General features: G+C 68.4%; 18 protein-coding genes. 4 read left to right on the top strand and 14 right to left on the bottom strand.

Translation table 11 applies throughout. The features are described 5' to 3' along the window. Positions 1 to 22 precede the first annotated feature (22 nt). Both ACWETB_RS11890 and ACWETB_RS11895 read left to right on the top strand, forming a co-directional pair. A complete protein-coding gene (locus tag ACWETB_RS11890) occupies positions 23 to 655 on the top strand; it encodes a dTMP kinase (RefSeq protein WP_348804490.1) in 633 nt (210 codons plus the stop codon). A 67-nt stretch (positions 656 to 722) separates the two neighbouring features. Continuing rightward, positions 723 to 1,583: a hypothetical protein gene (locus ACWETB_RS11895; RefSeq protein ID WP_348804491.1), complete on the top strand. Its 861-nt coding sequence runs from the start codon at positions 723 to 725 to the stop codon at positions 1,581 to 1,583. 74 nt (positions 1,584 to 1,657) lie between these two features. Here the strand turns inward: ACWETB_RS11895 and ahcY are convergent, their stop codons facing one another. From ahcY to ACWETB_RS11960, 13 genes are all read right to left on the bottom strand, one after another. Beyond that, positions 1,658 to 3,115 (bottom strand): adenosylhomocysteinase, encoded by a 1,458-nt coding sequence (gene ahcY / locus ACWETB_RS11900; protein ID WP_348804492.1) that lies wholly within the window; start codon positions 3,113 to 3,115, stop codon positions 1,658 to 1,660. A gap of 143 nt (positions 3,116 to 3,258) precedes the next feature. Then, positions 3,259 to 4,770, bottom strand: a complete 1,512-nt coding sequence (locus ACWETB_RS11905) for an APC family permease (RefSeq protein WP_348804493.1) — start codon at positions 4,768 to 4,770, stop codon at positions 3,259 to 3,261. A gap of 137 nt (positions 4,771 to 4,907) precedes the next feature. Then, positions 4,908 to 5,837, bottom strand: coding sequence for a cation diffusion facilitator family transporter (locus tag ACWETB_RS11910; RefSeq protein WP_348804581.1), 930 nt, complete (start codon positions 5,835 to 5,837; stop codon positions 4,908 to 4,910). Positions 5,838 to 6,018: 181 nt separating this feature from the next. Beyond that, positions 6,019 to 6,321, bottom strand: coding sequence for a WXG100 family type VII secretion target (locus ACWETB_RS11915; protein WP_348804494.1), 303 nt, complete (start codon positions 6,319 to 6,321; stop codon positions 6,019 to 6,021). A 61-nt stretch (positions 6,322 to 6,382) separates the two neighbouring features. After that, complete coding sequence (locus ACWETB_RS11920) at positions 6,383 to 6,700, bottom strand: WXG100 family type VII secretion target (protein WP_449744198.1); 318 nt, start codon at positions 6,698 to 6,700, stop codon at positions 6,383 to 6,385. Beyond that, positions 6,697 to 6,822: a hypothetical protein gene (locus tag ACWETB_RS11925; protein ID WP_452211289.1), complete on the bottom strand. Its 126-nt coding sequence runs from the start codon at positions 6,820 to 6,822 to the stop codon at positions 6,697 to 6,699. Before ACWETB_RS11925 ends, ACWETB_RS11920 begins: the two co-directional genes overlap by 4 nt. Next, positions 6,819 to 7,628 carry an ESX secretion-associated protein EspG gene (locus tag ACWETB_RS11930; protein WP_452211291.1) on the bottom strand — a complete coding sequence of 270 codons (810 nt, stop codon included), beginning with the start codon at positions 7,626 to 7,628 and terminating at the stop codon, positions 6,819 to 6,821. Before ACWETB_RS11930 ends, ACWETB_RS11925 begins: the two co-directional genes overlap by 4 nt. Next, positions 7,625 to 8,626, bottom strand: a complete 1,002-nt coding sequence (locus tag ACWETB_RS11935) for a PPE domain-containing protein (RefSeq protein ID WP_452211293.1) — start codon at positions 8,624 to 8,626, stop codon at positions 7,625 to 7,627. The genes ACWETB_RS11930 and ACWETB_RS11935 overlap by 4 nt, the downstream gene beginning before the upstream one ends. Beyond that, positions 8,623 to 8,925, bottom strand: a complete 303-nt coding sequence (locus tag ACWETB_RS11940) for a PE family protein (RefSeq protein WP_449744195.1) — start codon at positions 8,923 to 8,925, stop codon at positions 8,623 to 8,625. The genes ACWETB_RS11935 and ACWETB_RS11940 overlap by 4 nt, the downstream gene beginning before the upstream one ends. A 51-nt stretch (positions 8,926 to 8,976) precedes the next feature. Continuing rightward, entirely contained in the window at positions 8,977 to 10,281 is a 1,305-nt protein-coding gene (locus tag ACWETB_RS11945) for a hypothetical protein (protein WP_452211365.1), read from the bottom strand. A 56-nt stretch (positions 10,282 to 10,337) separates the two neighbouring features. After that, complete coding sequence (locus ACWETB_RS11950; RefSeq protein ID WP_449744194.1) at positions 10,338 to 10,646, bottom strand: type VII secretion target; 309 nt, start codon at positions 10,644 to 10,646, stop codon at positions 10,338 to 10,340. A 119-nt stretch (positions 10,647 to 10,765) separates the two neighbouring features. Next, positions 10,766 to 11,065 (bottom strand): YbaB/EbfC family DNA-binding protein, encoded by a 300-nt coding sequence (locus ACWETB_RS11955; RefSeq protein ID WP_449744193.1) that lies wholly within the window; start codon positions 11,063 to 11,065, stop codon positions 10,766 to 10,768. 5 nt (positions 11,066 to 11,070) lie between these two features. Then, positions 11,071 to 11,430, bottom strand: a complete 360-nt coding sequence (locus tag ACWETB_RS11960; protein ID WP_449744192.1) for a hypothetical protein — start codon at positions 11,428 to 11,430, stop codon at positions 11,071 to 11,073. 304 nt (positions 11,431 to 11,734) lie between these two features. On the opposite strand from ACWETB_RS11960, the gene ACWETB_RS11965 reads away from it, so the two are divergent. Continuing rightward, positions 11,735 to 13,105: a MinD/ParA family ATP-binding protein gene (locus ACWETB_RS11965; RefSeq protein ID WP_452211296.1), complete on the top strand. Its 1,371-nt coding sequence runs from the start codon at positions 11,735 to 11,737 to the stop codon at positions 13,103 to 13,105. Here the strand turns inward: ACWETB_RS11965 and ACWETB_RS11970 are convergent. Next, positions 13,096 to 13,749 carry a DedA family protein gene (locus ACWETB_RS11970; protein WP_449744190.1) on the bottom strand — a complete coding sequence of 218 codons (654 nt, stop codon included), beginning with the start codon at positions 13,747 to 13,749 and terminating at the stop codon, positions 13,096 to 13,098. The genes ACWETB_RS11965 and ACWETB_RS11970 overlap by 10 nt on opposite strands. Positions 13,750 to 13,945: 196 nt before the next feature. Here ACWETB_RS11970 and ACWETB_RS11975 point away from each other — a divergent pair, with 196 nt between their 5' ends. Further along, positions 13,946 to 15,037, top strand: coding sequence for an alpha/beta fold hydrolase (locus ACWETB_RS11975; protein ID WP_449744189.1), 1,092 nt, complete (start codon positions 13,946 to 13,948; stop codon positions 15,035 to 15,037). The last annotated feature ends 71 nt before the right edge of the window (positions 15,038 to 15,108 follow it).

Consider the following 15,108-nt stretch of genomic DNA (forward strand, 5'->3'; position numbering starts at 1 on the left):
GAGAATCGCGGAGGAGAACACGTTGGGTCGTCTGATCGCTGTGGAGGGCCTCGACGGCGCCGGCAAGAACACACTCGTGACCGGACTTCTCGACCATTGGAACGGCCTGGGTGCGCGGGTCGCCACGGTGACCTTTCCGCGCTATCACCGATCGGTGCATGCCGACATCGCCGCCGAGGCGCTGCACGGTGATCACGGAGACCTGCGGGACAGCGTGTATGCGATGGCGTTGCTGTTCGCCCTCGATCGCCGCGATGCCGCCGCCGATCTCCGTGAGGCGCTGGACACCCACGACGTCGTCGTCGCCGACCGGTATGTCGCGTCCAATGCCGCCTACAGCGCCGCGCGGCTGCGCGAACCCGCCGACGGCGCGGTCGTCGGCTGGGTGCACGACCTCGAGTTCGAACGGTTCGCGATCCCCCGGCCCGACCACACCCTGCTCCTCGGTGTCGCCGCCGAGGTGGCCATGGATCGCGCGGCCTCCCGTGCCGCCGCCGACCCCGGCCGGCCACGGGATCACTACGAGAAGGATGCCGATCTGCAGGTGCGGGTGGACGAGCTCTACCGTCGGCTGGCGGTCGAATCGTGGGTGTCGCCGTGGACGCTGGTGAGCGACAACGACCCGGCCGTGCTCGGTGATCTGCTCACCGAATGACGGGTCACGGCCGGTCGGCGGCGACGTCGGATAGCCTGGTGCCGACCCCACGTCGCGAGGATGATTCATGACCTATCCGCCATCTCAGGGTGGCACCCCCGGCCCCACCGGTCCGACGGGTGGTTACGGCCCGACCACGACACATCGGGTCCCGATGGCACCTCACCAAGGCGGTTCGGCGGCTCCGGTTCCTCCGCAGGCGGCACCACCGGGCCCGGCGTTCGTCCCGCCGGGGCCACCCTCGCAGGGGTTTCCCGCACAACCCCATGGCGCTGCTCCGCAGGGCCCTCCACCCCAGCCCTTCGGCGCTCCGCCGCAGGGCCCGCCACCGCAGTATGGGCCGGGCCCGGGTCCCGGGATCACACCCGGCACCCCACCGCCGCCGCGCAACACCGGCGCACTCGTCGCGATCATCGGAGGTGCGCTCGCCGTGGTGGTGATCGTCGTGCTCGCGGTGACGCTGATCGTGGTGAACACCGGCGACTCCTCGACCACCGTCGCCGACGACCCGACCACCTCGACGACCACCCTGCCGCAGGGTGGTGGCGGGTCATATCCGACGGACGGGACCGAACCCCCGACGACGTCGGAGCAGTCGGGCAGTCCGGATCAGTCCACGCTGTACGCGATCGGCGACGCGATGCAACGTTACGTCGACGCCCTCAACACCCGGGACCGCAACCGGATCGCCGGCACCGTCTGCTCGGAGGCCCGCAGCGCGGTCGAGGTGCCCACCGAGCAGGGCACGCTGGTGCTGGAACGACTCGCCCTGCGCTCGGTCAACGGGGATATCGCCGAGTCGACGGTGACCACCCACCTGGAACTCGGTTCACAGCAGACGAGCCCGGAGCAGAACGCGGCGACGTTCCGTCGTGAGGACGCCACCTGGTACTACTGCCCGGGCGCCGAACCCGGCATCACCGCCTGAGACCTACCGACGACAACAGCCCGGCGGTCATCCGCCGGGCTGTTGTCATCTCGCTCGAAAGGTGAAGCCGCCGATCAGTAGCGGTAGTGCTCCGGCTTGTACGGGCCCTCGACGTCGACGTTGATGTATTCGGCCTGCTCCTTGGTGAGCTTGGTCAGCTCCCCGCCGAGTGCCTCGACGTGGATGCGCGCGACCTTCTCATCGAGGTGCTTGGGCAGCCGGTACACCTCGTTGTCGTACTCGTCGTTCTTGGTCCACAGTTCGATCTGCGCGATCACCTGGTTGGAGAAGCTGTTGCTCATCACGAACGACGGATGGCCGGTCGCATTGCCCAGGTTCAGCAGGCGTCCTTCGCTGAGCACGATGATCGAGTGACCGTCGTCGAAGATCCACTGGTCGACCTGCGGCTTGATGACGATCCGCTTGGCGCCGGACCGCTCGAGTCCGGCCATGTCGATCTCGTTGTCGAAGTGGCCGATGTTGCCCAGGATCGCCTGATGCTTCATCTGCTTCATGTGATCGAGCAGGATGATGTCCTTGTTGCCGGTGGAGGTGATGACGATGTCGGCGTCACCGATCGCACCCTCGACCGTCACGACGTCGAATCCGTCCATCAGCGCCTGCAGGGCGTTGATCGGGTCGATCTCGGTGACCTGCACGCGGGCGCCCTGGCCGGCGAGAGATTCCGCACAGCCCTTGCCGACGTCACCGTAACCGCAGATCAGCACCTTCTTGCCACCGATGAGGACGTCGGTGCCGCGGTTAATGCCGTCGATCAGCGAGTGGCGGGTGCCGTACTTGTTGTCGAACTTCGACTTGGTGACCGAGTCGTTGACGTTGATCGCCGGGAAGGCGAGGTCACCGGCCGCGGCGAACTGGTAGAGCCTCAGCACACCGGTGGTGGTCTCCTCGGTGACACCCTTGACCGATTCGGCGATGGTGCTCCACTTGGTGGCGTCCTTCTCGAAGCTCGCGCTCAGCAGGTCGAGGAACACCTTGTACTCGGCGGAATCGTTCTCGTCGGCGGACGGCACCACACCGGCCTTCTCGAACTCGGCGCCCCGCAGCACCAGCATGGTGGCGTCGCCACCGTCGTCGAGGATCATGTTGGCCGGCTCATCGGGCCAGGTGAGCATCTGCTCGGCGGCCCACCAGTACTCCTCGAGGGTCTCGCCCTTCCACGCGAAGACCGGAACGCCCGCGGGCGCATCCGGGGTGCCGTGCGGTCCGACCACGACGGCGGCGGCGGCGTGGTCCTGGGTGGAGAAGATGTTGCACGACGCCCATCGGACCTCGGCGCCCAGCGAGACCAGGGTTTCGATGAGGACCGCGGTCTGGATGGTCATGTGCAGCGACCCGGAGACCCGGGCTCCCTTGAGCGGTGCGACGTCGGCGTACTCCCGGCGCAGCGACATCAGTCCGGGCATCTCGTGCTCGGCGAGTTCGATCTCCTTGCGGCCGAAGTCGGCGAGCGCGAGGTCGGCGACCTTGAAGTCGATTCCGTTGCTGTGCTCTGCCTGGAGTGCGGTCATCTGGTCCCCTTGCGTATCGGCGTATCTGTCGGTGATGGTCAGATCTGTCGGTGCAGTGGTCCCCTCGCGCGCATCGGCGCACCACCGCGCTGTCCGAGCATCAGGCTATCGGACACAGACTGCACCGCCACCGGCGCCGTCGGTCAGGATTTGTCGAGGCTGACCTCGTCGTCGACCTCGCCGCGTTCCCGCTTGCCGACCATCGAGTGCCGCATGCCGTACAGGAAGTAGATCGCCACCCCGATCACCATCCAGACGACGAACCGGATCCAGGTCAGCGCAGTCAGGTTCAGCATCAGCCACACGCAGGAGATGATCGCGAGCACCGGGATGATCGGTCCGCCGGGGACGGTGAAACCGCGATCGAGATCGGGGCGCTTGGCGCGCAGGATCATCACCCCGGCCGCGACCACGATGAACGCGAAGAGCGTGCCGACGTTCACCATCTCCTCGAGCTTGTCGATCGGGAAGAAGCCGGCGACGACGGCCACGACGACACCGATCAGGATGGTCAGCCGGGCCGGGGTCCCGAATCGCGGGCTGGTCCGGGCCAGCCCACGCGGCAGCAGACCGTCGCGGCACATCGCGAACAACACCCGCGACTGCCCCAGCATCAGCACCATCACCACCGTGGTCAGACCGGCGAGGGCGCCGACGGCGATGGTCTTCTCCGCCCAGGTCACCCCGTTCAGTGCAAAGGCGGTGGCCAGATTCTTGGGTTCCCCGTCGCCGGCGGAGGTGGCCAGCTCCTTGTAACTGACCATGCCGGTCACCACGATCGTGACCAGCACGTAGAGGACGGTGACGATCGCCAGCGACCCGAGGATGCCGCGCGGCACGTCCTTGCGCGGGTTGCGCGTCTCCTCGGCGGTGGTGGCCACCACGTCGAATCCGATGAAGGCGAAGAAGACGATCGAGGCCGCCGCGAGGACGCCGTACCAGCCGTAGGAACTCTCACCGCCGCCGGTGATGAGGGAGAACAGCGAGGAGTCGACGGATTTGTGTGCGTCCCCGGCGGTTTCGGCCGGCGGCACGAAGGGACTGTAGTTCTCGGTCTTGACGTAGAAGAATCCGACCACGATCACCAGCAGGACGACGGCGACCTTGATGGCGGTGATGACCGCGCTGAACCGGGATGACAGTTTGGTGCCCAGGACCAGCAGCGTCGTCACCACCGCGACGATGATCACCGCTCCCCAGTCGATCGTCACCGATCCGACATCGACTGTGCCGCCGGAGAATCCGAAGACGCTACCCAGATACGACGACCAGCCCTTGGCCACCACGGATGCGCCGACCGCGAATTCGAGGATGAGATCCCATCCGAGGATCCAGGCGAGGAACTCCCCGAAGGTGGCGTAACCGAAGGTGTAGGCGGAGCCGGCCACCGGCACCGTCGAGGCGAACTCCGCGTAGCAGAGCGCGGCGAGCGCGCACGCGATGGCGGCCATGATGAACGACAACGAGATCGCGGGTCCGGCCTTGTTGCCCGCCGTCGTCGCGGTGATGGTGAAGATACCGGCACCGATCACCACCGAGACGCCGAAGACCATCAGGTCGAAGGCGGTGAGGTTCTTTCGGAGTTGGTGGCCGGGCTCGTCGGTGTCGGCCATCGACTGTTCCACCGATTTGATGCGTGTCAACGGGTTCGCCATGCGCTCGACCTCCTCATCTCCGCGGCGCGCGTGAGCGCCGGTGTGGACGTGATCTCCCCGACGCTATCGGACCGGCCGCTCACCCGCGCGCAAATCGCCTTCGGCCCAAGGACATGTCTTCGGGGCGCTCACCCGTCTCACCCCTGGCCGAGACCGCTGCGGTCGATGTCGGGTTCGAGGTAGATGATCCGCGCCTGCGGTACCGCCGCACGAATCCGCCCCTCGGCATCGTCGATCGCGGTGGCCACCGTAGCCAGGTCTGCCGACCGTGGCATGGCGATCTTGGCCGCCACGAGCAGTTCGTCGGGTCCGAGGTACTGGGTCTTCATGTGGATCACCCGGTCCACGCCGTCGGCGGCGAGGGCGTCGAGGATCTGGCGTTCCTCCTCGTCGGTGGCACCCTCACCGATCAGCAGGCTCTTCATCTCGACGATCAGCACGATCGCGATGACGCCGAGCAGCACACCGATGCAGACGGTGCCGATGCCGTCCCAGATCGCGTCGCCGGTGATCATGGTCAACCCGACGCCACCGAGGGCCAGGACCAGACCGATCAGTGCCCCGGTGTCCTCGAGCAGCACCACCGGCAGTTCGGGATTGCGGGAGTTGCGGATGAATCGCCACCAGCTCGACGATCCCTTCAGCGGACGGGATTCGCGCGCGGCGGTGGCGAAGCTGTAGGACTCCAGGCAGATCGCGACCAGCAGGATGATCACGGCGACCAGTGGCGATTCCAGGCCGTGATCGTGTGCGTGGGTGATCTTCTCGACACCCTCGTACAGCGCGAACAGGGATCCGAGGGCGAAGATCACCAGTGCGACGATGAAGGAGTAGAAGTAGCGGCTGCGGCCGTAGCCGAACGGGTGCAGTTTGTCGGCACGTTTGCCCGCCCGGTTCTGGCCGACGAGCAGCAATCCCTGGTTGGCGGTGTCGGCCACCGAGTGCACGCCCTCGGCGAGCATCGACGACGAACCGGTGATCGCGAATCCGGCGAACTTGGCAACGGCGATGCCGGCGTTGGCCGACAGCGCCGCGATGATGGCCTTCTTGGAACCCTCGGCGGACACGACTTCCTCCCAATTGCCGGACATGCCCAGATGGCGATGAACACACCGACTCTAGCCGGGATGAGCGCGACCGGGGTGGGCGCGCGGTCCTCCTCCGACCCGGCCGCCGTCGACTGCTCTCGATCCCGTCACCCGGCCGGGCGACGGGGGCGACGGGATCGAGAGACTTCTACCTCAGACCTCAGGCGAGTCCGCCGAAGCCCCGGGCGATGGTGCTGTCGGTGTCGGCCATGACGGTGCGGGCATTGGTGACGCCGCGCTGGATGCCCAGCAACTGCTCCCGGGACCCGCTGAAGACCCGGTCCCAGGTCTGTTGCGCCTGGTCGTAGGCCTGCTTCGCCGCCGGCGAATGCCAGTTGCCGTCGAGCGCGGCCACCTGGGTCTTGAGCTGCGATGCGAGGTCTTCGAGGCGGTTGAACTGGGCGCCGAGACCCCCTTCGAGGTCACCGAGGGCGCCGAAGTCGTATCGGATTCTTCCGGACATGTCGATCTCCTTCTGTCGTGATGCGATGTGGGTGAATGGGTGTGGCGGGGTCGGGGCTGGTCTACAGGTTGAGCGGACCCTGACCGCCGAACCCTGCCGCCGCGGCCCCGTCGTGGTCCTCGTAACCGGTGAAACCGGCGGTCAACTGCGTCCGGATGTCGTCGAGGGCCTGGTTCAGTGCCGTCGCCGACGAGTTCCAGTCCGAGTGGGTGGAGTCGAAGGCGGTGGACGCCCGGCCGTTCCAACTGGCCATGCCGGTCGACGCGGTGCCGGCGATCTGCCGGATGATTCCCTGCATCTCGTCGACGATCTGCGAAACCGATTGCGCGGTGGACATTCCCGACGCGACGTCGAGATCAACAGCTCCATTGAGATTCATCGGTGCTCCTCCTCATAGATGTCGGCACCGGCATTGCGATGCCCCCGAAGCGACAACCCGGGCGGGTGCCACTGAATGATTCCCTCACGGGCGATGACCCCGTCGGGACCTGACGAGGTCACGGAAACCACCCACCTCCCGGGATGGTCTCGAGCAGCCCGGCGATGGCCCGGCCGATGCGAGAATCGATCCCGGAGGTGAGGGTGGTCCACACGATCCCGTCAGGAGATTCGTTGGGACTGAACAGGATTCGTCCACATTCCGTGTCGGCGATGCCGACGGTCCCACGACACTGCACCGCGCGGCCCTCGACCCTGCCGACCGCCACGATCTCGGTTCTCCGCCGGCACGATACGAGGGCAGCACACAACTGGGCGGTGTCGGTCGAATCGGCACCGATACCGGCCAGTGCCGAACTCAGCGCCGCCCGGTCGCCGGCATGCCCCAGCACTTGCGCGAGTTCGTCTGCCGGAGCGCTGATATCGCCGATGCGCAGCGGTGGGCACACCCCGTGCAGTGCCGGTATCACCTCGCGGCTCACCAGTTCGCCGAGTCGCGCGGTGTCGGCGGCCTCGACGAGCCGCAGCACCATATGCGTACCATCGTCGATGACGAGCGTGTGCAGGGTGCCGCGCCGGACAAGGCAGGCGCGTTGTACCGTATCGGTTGCGACGGTGCGGATCTCGAGCTCACGCTCCGAGTCCGCGAGGACCTCCACAGCGTCGCTCACCCACGCGGCCGGCCGACCCGCGGCCAGCAGCCCGGAGGATTCGAGGATGCGATCGGCGTGAGCTCCGGCCGCCGCCGCCTCGTCGATCCGGTCCGCCCTCGGGTACACCGCCATCGCCACCGGCCAGTCGGTCATCCCACACCGCTGGGCGAGCCTGACCGCGGCACCGCTGTCGAGTCGGATCGAGGTGGCGATCATCGACCGCTCCCCTCGGCCAGCGTCACCGTCTGGGTCATGTGTCGGGAATCCGGCGCGCCGGACGCGGGCGCTGGCCCCGCCGCCACCTCGGCCCACGTCTGCGGCACCTCCGCGGAGTCCCCGGCCACCGGCACGGTCTCGGCGTCGACAACCGTACGCACGGTGGCCCGCTCACCGAGGGTCGGCGCTGCCGGCGACACCGGTGGCGGCAGACCGGCGGAGGGGGCGAGCGCGTCGCCGGAGACCTTCGGCGCCGTCGTCACCGGTGCCACCGGTGCCACCGGTGACGACGTCGGCGACACCGGGTGGTAGTTGCCGCGTGGCACCGCGACGGCCGGAACCATGGCTGCGGCAAGCGCTCCGGCTCCGGAGGCGCTCGCGGTATTCGGGTGGTGATGCTCCTGAACCGGGGGCCGCGGCGCCGGGTGCCGCTCGGCGATGAGGGCGGTATCGGACACCACGATCGGCGCCGGTGCGGCCACCGGTGGTCGGGTGCACAGCGGCGTACCGGCCGCCTCATAAGCCTCCATCACCCGGGCGGCGCGCATCCGTTGGTCGTGGACCGCCCGCTCGGCATGAGCGGCGGCGCCGGTCGCCAGGGGCGTCAGTGCCGTCACCGACAGCGCGGCGTCGGCGATCGAGGCGAGGAGGTCGATCTCACCGAGGTCGGGCATCGCCAGGCGGGCGGCGTCCACCGCGGCGGCCTGGGCACCGAGCGTCACCGCAGTGGCCGTGGCACGTGCTGCGGCCACGACCAGCCACCCGGTGAATGTCGCGAGGTGATCCAGCGCAGGCTGCGCCACCCCCGACTCCCAGTGCTCACGCAGCCGGGAGACGATGGATGCGTATTCCGCTGCCGCCCCGGCGAATTCGTCGGCAAGCCGCAGCCAGGACGCGGCGGTCTCGTGGAGTGGCGCGGCGCCCGGTCCGGCACCGAGATCGTCGGCGAGTCGTCGAGGTGTCCGCGCATCCCAGATGACTCCGGTGAATCCGGTCATCGGAACCCGGCCGCACTCGCGTCGTCGGCGGCGTCCATGCCGGAGGCCGCAGCGCGCAGCACCGCGGCGATCTTGCGTAACTCGTGGATTCCCGAGGCGGCGTCGACGCCGAACCGCGTCCCGAGTTCCGAAGCCGCCTCAGCAGTGCCCACCGACACCTCGTCACGCGCCGGCGCGGTCACCGCGGTGACTTGTCGCGCCATCCCTAGCGCATCGGTCAGTCGCTGTGCGATCCGGTCGAGATCGGCTGCAGCGGAGGACACTTCGGAGGGATCGATGGCGAGGAACCGATGTGACATGAGGACTCCAGGGGATCGGGGCGGGTTCGAGGGAACGAGGGATGACGGCCATCACGACCGTGGGAGGTCCGGACCGAGTTGCAGACGGATGTCGGGGCCGGGTTCGGTCTCGGCCTCCGCGTCGGCGCCGAGCACCGGCGGTGCCACGTCGGGCACCATGCCGACCACCCGTACCCCGTTGTCCTCGGTGACCAGGTAGTCGGGGATGTCGTGCGGATCGCCGGACACGCCCGCTCCGCGGGCCGCGCCGGCCGCCGCCAGCGGCGCCATCGAGGCGGGCATCGGTGCACTCGCCACCGCCGCGGTTCGCACGCCCGATCCCGGGGAGAAGGCGGCCGGCTCGGTGGCGCCGACCATCGTCGGTACCGACGGCCGGGCCGCGCCCAACGGCACCGCCGGGACACCGACACCACCGCCGCCCGACCCACCGCCGGTCGGCGCGGTTCCGCCGCCCGCCGTCATCGTGCGGCCGGTCTCGGCGCCTCGTCCGCCGGCGGGGCCGCCGGCCGTCGTGGTCGTGGTCTCATACGCCGCGGGCCGCATCGCGGGACCGGCCGCGGTCATCGCCTGCCGAAGCGGTGCGGCCACCATGGACGGGACCTGCCCCGCGGTGGACACCAGCGGCGACAGGGCATCGAGAACCGTGCCCGCCATCGCGAACGGAGACGGCGATGATCCCGCGGTCACCGCGGGTGCCCCGGTCACCGGGACGGGTGCACCGTTGACCGTCATATGCGTTGTGGGTGCCAGCAATTGGGCGCGCGTGGCGGCCACCACCGCGGACGCCTCGGCGAGCCCGGCCCCGGCCAGCGACACCGCCACCGGCAGCGCGGCGGGACCCGATAACGCCACCGCGGCGGTGATCCGGCCGATGGTGGCGACCAGGACCGCCTGCAGCGCCGCGACACCGGCCGCGACGATGCCCGCGGCGGCCTGGATGTCGATCGACATCCCGGTGCCCTGGGTGGCCAGGCGCCCACCGTCGACTCCGGCCTCCTCCGTCTTCGCGATCGCCGACATCGACGCCTGACCGCTCCAGAGTTGGTCTCCGATCTTCATCGCCGCCTGGGCCATCGACATCGAGGTCTCGAGGACCGTCGACAATCCGTCGAAGATCGTGGTGGGGTCGAACTCGGCCGTCGACAGGTCGCCGGTACCGAAGCCCCCGAGCAGATCGACGATGGGTTTGACCAGCTGACCCACGTCGATGACGGGCAGTGGTGGTAGGCCGGGCATCGGCGGAAGCGACGGCAGCTGGGGCAGTGGCGGCAGTCCCAGGCCGGCGATCACCTCGCCGACCGGCCGGTCGAGGATGGGTCCCAGCGGTGTCGCGGCGATCATGTCGTTGATGGACATCTCCGATGCGGCGGGGATCTCCGGCGTCGGCCCCGTGGCGCCGGGGTGCCCGCCGGTCACCGCCCCGCCCGGAGCGTGGCGGCACTGGCGGCGTCGACGGCCTCGAACTCGGCGAGACCGGCCACGGCCCCGGCCGCCGTGGCGGCGTGAACCGCCGCCAGATTACCCACGGACAGAAGGTGATTGGCTTGTGCGCCGATGAAGGCGGCCAAGAACTCTTGCCCGATGACGCCGAAGACGCCGATCATGGCCGCTGTCGTGGCCGCAGCGTTCACCGACCCGGCGGTGGCCACCGCGGTCCCGATCGCGGCATGGGTGGCCGCAAAACCTTCGAGCGTTCCCGGAGTGACTGTGACGTCGTCCACGTTCTCCCCCTTGTTGATCGGCTGGTTGATCGACTTCGTTGATCCATCACACCGACGTCGCCGGCGTGGTTGATGTGAATGCGTGGTTGATGTGATTGCGTGCTGTTGTGGTTGTCGGTTCACCCGGTGAACGCGGCCGCGAAATCCTCGGTCAGTTCGGCCCGCCGAGCGAAGGCGCGGTGCGCCGCGCGCATCGCGGTCGCCGCGATCGATTCGCCGAGGCGCGTCCCACCGAATCCGGCGGGGATGTCGGCAAGCCACAGTCCGGTCAGTGCCCCTGACCCGTCCACCTCGACGGTCACCAGATCGTCGGCCGAGGTCTCCCGGACGCTAATCGCGGCCAGCGCCTCCGAGAAATCCTGCAGGCGTCCCAACTGCGACGCCGCTCGGGCCTCCAATTCGTCCATCGCCCAGGTCATCTCGCCTACACCGACCGCAGCCAGGACGCCGGGGCGTCGTGATCGTGATCATCGCGAAGTTCCTGCCCGGCCAGATCGTCCGGCGTGGGCAGGCCCAGCGAGTCCAGGACGTCGGCCGAGGTGCCCGACTGTGCCAACTGCAGGCGCAGCGCGATCCCGGCCGCCATCGACGATTGGCGGCACAGCCGGAGGATCTCGTCGGCCAGCGCCTGCGGCGGGGTCGACAGTCGCGCGTCGGCGATGCGCACCGTCAGTGGGAGTCCCTCGGCGGTGGTCACCACCGAGACACCGCCATCTCGGGATCGCGCACTCGACGTCGGACGGTCACCGCCGTGCAGCGGCGGGTCGGCGTGATCAATCATCATGTCCCCCTCTTGATTCCTCACGTTGGACGCGCGTGCCGCCTCATCGGTTCCATCTCGACCGAGATTTTCTCTTCACCGGCATCTCGGTCGACTGGGATGAATCGGGCGCCGATCACAGTGAGATGAGATGATGCCACAGATCACAGGCCGCGCAGCGCAACAATCCACAGGTCCCCGGATCGGCGAATCTCACCCGAGACCGTTCGTCGACGGCGGCGCCGTGTATAAACTCGCCAAACTGCGATCACCAGCAGCAATGGACCCAGGAGCAATGACCAAGGTCCCATCGAGGGCAGGGGGAACGATGACTCACGACCACACGGCGCAACAGGAACCGACCCAACCGGATCTCCCGGCACCGCTGCCGCCGCCCTGGTTGCAGTTCGCTCCGGTGCCGCCCGTCGACCCGACCCCACCCATGCACCCAACCCCGCCCGATGCCGCACGCCCCGATATCGCTCCGCCCGACGCCGCCCCGGGACCGGGCGCACCGGTCGCAGTGGCCCCCGGGTACCCGATGCCGCACCCGACCGTCGCACCGGAAACGGGAGCGTTCCCGCCGGCCACTCCTCCGTCGGCTCCCCCACCCGAGCCGATGCCCGCGACCTATCACCCGCAACCCGGGACCGGCTTCGGCCCGCCCCCACCGGCATTCGGCCCGTCGCAGAACCTCGCACCCGTACACCCATCCTCACCACCACCGACCCCTGCACCGGCGCCGAACGGATTCCATTCGCCCGGGCCCACCCTCGACGAGGTCGCGCTGCTGCGCAAGGCCCGGCGGGCGCCGAGCCGCGGCTGGCGACGTGCGGTCCACACCCTCTCTGCGGGGACCATCAACCCGGGCGACTCCGCGGAGGATCTGCGCCATCAGCAACTCCTCGAGCGCCTGCGCCGGCCGGTCCGCGGCGACTACCGCATCGCGGTGCTCTCCCTCAAGGGTGGCGTCGGAAAGACCACCACCACAGTCGGTTTGGGCTCGACGTTCGCGTCGCTACGTGGTGATCGGGTGATCGCCGTCGACGCCAACCCGGATCTCGGGACACTCGCCCAGCGCGTCCCGCAGCAGACCGCGTCGACGGTGCGCAACCTGCTCGCCGACGACAACGTCTACCGCTACAGCGACGTCCGGGCCCACACGTCGCAGGCACCCAGCCGACTGGAGGTTCTCGCCTCCGAGCGGGATCCGGCGATGGCCGAGGCGTTCAGCGAAGAGGAGTACCGCGGCGTCATCACCATCCTGCAGCGGTTCTACAACCTGATCATCACCGACTGCGGCACCGGACTGTCCCACTCGGCGATGCGTGGCGTGCTCGACCTCGCGAACACGATCATCCTGGTGTCCTCACCGGCACTCGACGGGGCCCGCAGCGCCGGCGCGACGCTGGACTGGTTGCAAGCCCACGGGCATGGGCATCTGGTGTCCCGAGCGATCGTCGTGCTCAGCGCGTCGCGTCCCGGGGCGTCGACGATCGACACCGATCAACTCGCGCAGCATTTTCTGACCCGCTGCCGGGCGGTGCACATCATCCCGTTCGACGATCATCTCTCCGAGGGCGCCGACGTGGACCTCGAACTGGTCAGCAAGGCCACCCGCCACGCCTTCGTCGACCTCGCGGCGACGGTGGCCGACGATTTCGCCCCGATGCGTCACGAGGAGCCGTTCTACGGCTGACCGCCCACCTCGCGATCACCCACCTCGTTCCGGGCCGCTCCCCGTCGCCGCTGCAGATATCGGCGCGTCACCCCGACCGCCATCGGAACGGCCACCGTCAGGACCGACGCGATGATGAACACCTCGAGGTGATCGCGGATCAGCGGTACCTGGCCGAGGAAGTATCCGAGGAGGATGATCCCGGCGGCCCAGCAGACACTGCCGAGGATCGAGAACAGGGTGAACACCCGATGCGGCATGCCGCTGAACCCGGCGACCAGCGGGGTCAGCGTCCGCACGACACCGATGAAACGGCCGAAGAAGACGGTCAGCGGCCCATAGCGCTCGAAGTAGCGGTGCGTGCGGTCGATGTAGTCGGGTCCGACCGCCGCCAACATCCGTCCCTCGATCACCGACCGACCGACGCGCCGACCGATGAAGTAGCCACATTGATCGCCGAGCGCGGCCGAGATCGGCACCACGATGCACAGCCACCACACCGAGGCGAACGGATTCGGCTGGGCGGCAAGGACTCCGGCGGTGAAGAGCACCGAGTCACCGGGAAACAGGAACCCGATCAAGATGCCGGTCTCGACAAACATCAGCACGCACAGGCCGATCACGCCGCCGGTCGCGAGAAACGAGTCGATGTCGAAGGGATTCATCACCATCCACCCTAGGTCGTGCGGGGAGCGCGACGCCGCCACGGCCGGGGCCCGCCGAGGGTTTCGCCGGCACGTTAACTCGATGCAACACGGCGGGCGAGAAGTCCCAGCCTGGTGTTAACTCGACAGTAAGAATCCGGCGGAACGAAACCGCCGACAAGCGTTTTCACAACGCCGTGAAGTCGAGGAGTTCACCGTGTCCGGACCACAGCCCCCGGGTCCCACAGTCACCCGCCCCAAGGCATCGGCCGCCCCCAACCTGCGGCCGGTCTCCGACACCGAGGTCCGCGTGGAGTACCACACGATCCACGGATATCGACGCGCCTACCGGATCGCCGGGAGCGGTCCGGCGTTGCTGCTCATCCACGGCATCGGCGACAACTCGTCGACCTGGAACGAGGTCATCCCGATGCTCGCCCAGCACTACACGGTGATCGCACCGGACCTCCTCGGGCACGGCCGCTCGGACAAACCGCGCGCCGACTACTCCGTGCCGGCCTTCGCCAACGGCATGCGCGATCTGCTCGTCGTCCTGGGCATCAGCAAGGTCACCGTCGTCGGACATTCGCTCGGCGGTGGTGTCGCCATGCAGTTCTGCTATCAGTTCCCGCGATTCGCCGAACGGCTCGTGCTCGTCGCGGCCGGCGGTGTCACCCGGGAGGTGAACCCGGCCCTGCGATTGGCGACGCTGCCGGTGGTCAACGAGATCCTCACCCTGCTGCGGATTCCCGGCGTGATGCCCGCCGTGCGTACCGCGACCTCGGCCCTGGTGTCGCTGCCGCACGTTCCCTTCGTCCCCCGGTCCATCTCTCCGAAGAACGCACTCAACGACCACGAGGACCTCGTCCGGGTTCTCGGCGATCTCGCCGATCCCCACGCCTCCGCGGCGTTCCTGCGGACCCTGCGGGCCGTCGTCGACTGGCGCGGGCAGGCCGTCACCATGCTCGACCGGTGTTACCTCACCGAACGACTGCCGGTGCTGTTCATCTGGGGCGAGAAGGACACCGTCATCCCCTACGAGCACGCACTGATCGGCCATGCCGCGATACCGCATTCCGAGCTCGTGCCATTCCCGAACGCGGGACATTTCCCCTTCCACGACGACCCCGAGCGGTTCGTGCAGGTGGTCACCGGGTTCCTGGAACGGACCGATCCGGTGGTTTTCGATCCGCAGAACTGGCGTGAACTGATGTCGACCGGCGGGGTCCGTCCCCAGGAGTTCGTCGGCGACGAAGAGACTGTCGAGGCGGTCCTCGACGCCATCGAGGACGAACGCAGCGCCACCTGAATCGGCGCCGGCGATACCCTCGCCGGGTCTGTCAGAAGGATGACGCCGCGACACCCGATCCCGGGAAGCCA

The organism is Gordonia sp. NPDC003950 (assembly GCF_053605205.1).